Source organism: Arsenophonus sp. ENCA (assembly GCF_002287155.1).
GTDB classification, from domain to species: Bacteria; Pseudomonadota; Gammaproteobacteria; order Enterobacterales; family Enterobacteriaceae; genus Arsenophonus; species Arsenophonus nilaparvatae.
In genome coordinates this window covers 1-3,744 of the sequence record NZ_NHNG01000526.1, presented here as the reverse complement: position 1 = coordinate 3,744, position 3,744 = coordinate 1, and the positions used below count along the sequence as shown (strand labels likewise).

Below are 3,744 nucleotides of genomic sequence, written 5' to 3'. Positions count from 1 at the left end.
CCTGAACAAAAACAAGAAAATAAAATAATCTCGGGCATCCGTATTACAGTTGAACACGCCATCGCGGGTATCAAGCGCCTCGGTTGCATGACCCAAATTTTACGGAATCGTAGACCCTTTATTGATGATACCTTCTTACTCCTTAGCGCAGGTCTTTGGAATTTCCATCTCAGAACAGCGTAAAATTTACTTCAATCACCGAAACACCCTTATTTCACTATTAAGCAACACGCTTATTGGTAGCGACACGCTCTTGGGCCAGAACCAGACCACCGAAGCCGAAACCAATCACGCCTCTGCCCAGGCCGGGCTGGAAGTGGCCGCCGATATCCGCGATGGCGATGCGGTGATGGTGATGAGTGCGGTGAATCAGATACTGCGCTGGCTGGTTGAGCTGAACTTTGGTGATGTGCCGGTGCCGACGTGGCGACTGTGGGAGCAGGAGACCATTGATGAGGTCCAGGCTAAGCGTGACCAGAGTCTGGCGCAAACCGCCGGCTTTTTCAGCGCGCAATACTATCAGCGTGAATATGGCCTGCAACCCGGCGATTTGCTGATGGAAAGTGCGCCACACGCCACGTCCCCCACCGCACCGCCGCTGACCTTTTCCGAGGACGAAACCGACACCGCATCCGAGGCTCAGGCGCAACTTGACCGTGCCCTGGACAGCCTGATGAAAAACGGTACCCTGGACAACATCCTGCAACCGCTGCTCACCCCGTTATTTGACGCGGTGAAATCGGGCATTTCCCCCGGCGAGCTGAGGGGAAAACTGGCTGCACTTTACCCCGAGATGCCCGCGGACGCGCTACAGGAAACCCTGGCCCGGGTGATGTTTGTTGCCAATGTCTGGGGGCGGTTACATGCCTAAACTCGACGATAACGCACTTGCGGCGCTGTTTAGCCTGCCGCCCAAACGGGTCATCGCTTACCTGAAAGCCAAAGGTTTTACCTTTTCCTGGGACTGGCAGGATGTCTGGCAAGCCGCCCATGCGCAGAGTGCGACGGTGGCTAAGGTGACACGACTGGATATCCTGCAGGACATTTATCAGGCGCTGAACACCTCGCTGGCCGAGGGGCAAACCGGGCAATGGTTTGCCAAGGAATTAACCCCGGTACTGCAGGCCAAGGGATGGTGGGGACAGCAGGAGACCACTGACCCTGTCAGCGGTGAGCCGGTCACCGTACAACTGGGCAGCCCGCAGCGACTGGAGACGATTTACCGCACCAATTTGACCACCCTGTACAACGCCGGGCGCTGGGCGGAAATGCGGGAAAATGTCGCGGCGCGCCCCTACTGGATGTATGTAGCGATACGGGATAACCGTACCCGCAAAAGCCATCTGGCGCTGCATGGCCGGGTATTTCATGCCGATGACCCGCTATGGCGCGCGCTCTACCCGCCCAATGGCTGGCGCTGTCGCTGTAGCGTGATTGCCTTGTCTGCGCGTGACGTGAAGGCGCGCGGACTCACCGTGGAAACGTCCGGCGACCGCCTGCGCTGGTCGTTACAGCTTGTCTCGCGCAAAACCGGCGAAATGCAGCCGGTTGCCCAGCTGACACTCGACAATCATACGGTGTTTTCCCCGGATATCGGCTGGTCGTATAACCCCGGTGAAGGCTATCGACCGGATTTAAGTCGCTATCAGGGGCCGTTACACCCCTTGGCCGTCAACACCCTGGGGAGACCCGAATGACCGCTACTATTCTGTCGGTTGAGATAACCGATAACGACCTGAAACAGGCGCTGAAGCAACTGGAGAAAGCCGCTTACGACCTGACCCCGCTGATGCGACGCTGGTCTGAAACGCTAAAAACGGCGACCGACCTTAATTTTGAAGAACAGGGGCGGCCACGCTGGCAACCGTCGGTCGCGGCGCTGGCCCGCCAGGGGATGACGCTCTCCCGGGACGGGTATTTACGCCGCAGCGTGATACCGGAATATGATGCGCATCAGGCCAGGGTCGGCACCAATCGTGTTTATGCCCGCATTCATCAACTGGGGGGTAAGGCGGGGCGCGGTGGCTCAGTGACACTCCCCCCGCGTCCGTATCTGCCGGTCTCCGAAGCGGGACAGTTAGACGCTGAGGTCAAACGCCAGCTGCTCGATGACGTGCTTGATTATCTGCAACAGGCCGCCCAGCGCTAAGTGCTGTCTGACGCGTTCAGGGGCTTAAATGATACAATGCGATACCTGAGCGCCTTTCGACCCTTTATAAAGCTTTATAAACCCCTTCCTGAGCGCGTTATGCCCGCTCGCAGAGGCGGTATGCGAATGCTGAAAGACAATACGCAAATGAAAAGCTTTAAAGCCCTTTAAAAGTAAAATCACGCCGCTCTGGGTAGACTGCTTCCAGGATATTAATGGAGGTGTCATGAAATCCCTGCATATTTTTACGCGCGGTCGGCATACGGATAGCCACGGGCAAGTCCTGAACGTGAGCGAGCAGGATTTACGCGCCTGCGCGGATGCTTATGATCCGGCGTTACATGAAGCGCCGATAGTGACCGGCCATCCGACGACGGATGCGCCCGCTTACGGCTGGATCAARCAGCTRTCGGCGCAAGGAYGTGATCTGCTGGCAGAGCCCCAGCAGGTTGATCCGGCTTTTTCTGAACTGGTGACGGCGGGTCGCTACAAGAAAATCTCSGCGTCGTTCTATTTACCCCRCTCCCCCAACAACCCYGCYCCRGGKGCCCTGTATTTACGCCATGTCGGTTTTCTGGGCGCACAACCGCCTGCCGTCAARGGGTTGCGCGCGGTCTCTTTTGCGGATRSCGAGGAYGGSGTRGTGGAATTTACCGAAGATCTGGATGACGGCCACGACTCGCTGCTGGTTCGGTTACGGRCGTTACTGAATCACTACGTGGGYACCCCGTCTGAACCCCCTGCGTTAACCACCWGGMCCCCGGCGTTTTCTGAGCCTGGGGTTGTCAACCCTCAGCCCACAACGGAGAGCCTCACTGTGGAAAAAACCGAAATCGAAAAGCGGCTGGAAGCCGAGAACGCGGCGTTAAAGCAACAGATTAGTGCCCATCAGGCCGAAAAGGCAGCGCAGGCCACTAAAGTCGCTCATGACACCAATGTCGCCTTTGCCGAAACACTGATGAACGATGGACGACTCGCCCCTGCGGGACAGAAGGTTGTTGTCGCATTACTGGATGCGCTGACCCACAGCGAAAAACCGCTGGAGTTTACCGAAGGCAGCCACACCCGTCCGCTGGTAGAAGCGGTCAAATCGCTGCTCACCTCATCCACCCCGCTGGTTGATTTTCGCCCACAGGCGGTGCAGGGAAGAGGCAACATGCCGCAAAACAGTTTGACCTTTAGTGAGCGCGCATCCGATCCGGATACGCTGCATCAACAGGCCATGGCGCTTAAGGCGCGTGAGTCCATCCCTTACGAAGTGGCGGTGAAGCGCTGCCTGTCAGGAGAGTCCTATGTCTGATTATTTAAAAAGCAAACGGGCAAACGACCCGGTGCTGACCCATATTGCCGCTGAATACCGCAATGCCAGCCTGATTGGGGAAAAGCTGTTTCCTCTCGTCAGGTTAGAAAAAGAAGGCGTCAAGGTGCCGACCTTTGGTAAAGGCCGCTTGGCGCTGTATGAAACCAAACGCGCAGTGGGGGCGGACAGCAATATCCTGTTAAGAGAGAAACAGGCGTTTACCGATATCGTGCTCGATGAGCATGATCTGGCGGTGCCGGTCGATCACCGCGAACAGGCGGAATCGATGTTCAAT

General features: G+C 57.0%; 5 protein-coding genes and 1 pseudogene. All 6 read left to right on the top strand.

Translation table 11 applies throughout. The features are described from left to right. A partial coding sequence (locus CBG25_RS13735; RefSeq protein ID WP_366212660.1) for a transposase family protein occupies positions 1 to 183 on the top strand: 183 nt, incomplete at its 5' end. 70 nt (positions 184 to 253) lie between these two features. After that, the gene (locus CBG25_RS13730; protein ID WP_290607307.1) at positions 254 to 871 is read left to right on the top strand and encodes a DUF935 family protein; all 618 of its coding nucleotides are present in this window, start codon (positions 254 to 256) and stop codon (positions 869 to 871) included. Further along, a complete protein-coding gene (locus tag CBG25_RS13725; RefSeq protein WP_290607305.1) occupies positions 864 to 1,697 on the top strand; it encodes a phage minor head protein in 834 nt (277 codons plus the stop codon). The genes CBG25_RS13730 and CBG25_RS13725 overlap by 8 nt, the downstream gene beginning before the upstream one ends. After that, the gene (locus tag CBG25_RS13720; protein ID WP_290607303.1) at positions 1,694 to 2,149 is read left to right on the top strand and encodes a phage virion morphogenesis protein; all 456 of its coding nucleotides are present in this window, start codon (positions 1,694 to 1,696) and stop codon (positions 2,147 to 2,149) included. The genes CBG25_RS13725 and CBG25_RS13720 overlap by 4 nt, the downstream gene beginning before the upstream one ends. Positions 2,150 to 2,375: 226 nt before the next feature. Beyond that, positions 2,376 to 3,449: a peptidase gene (locus tag CBG25_RS13715; RefSeq protein WP_290607302.1), complete on the top strand. Its 1,074-nt coding sequence runs from the start codon at positions 2,376 to 2,378 to the stop codon at positions 3,447 to 3,449. Beyond that, positions 3,442 to 3,744 (top strand): annotated as a pseudogene (locus tag CBG25_RS13710) (hypothetical protein); the annotation flags it as partial. The gene CBG25_RS13715 and the pseudogene CBG25_RS13710, both read left to right, overlap by 8 nt.

Bases quoted from the DNA above. Each gene is read 5' to 3' on its own strand.
- CBG25_RS13725 (WP_290607305.1), top strand. From the start codon at position 864: ATGCCTAAACTCGACGATAACGCACTTGCGGCGCTGTTTAGCCTGCCG.
- CBG25_RS13720 (WP_290607303.1), top strand. From the start codon at position 1,694: ATGACCGCTACTATTCTGTCGGTTGAGATAACCGATAACGACCTGAAA.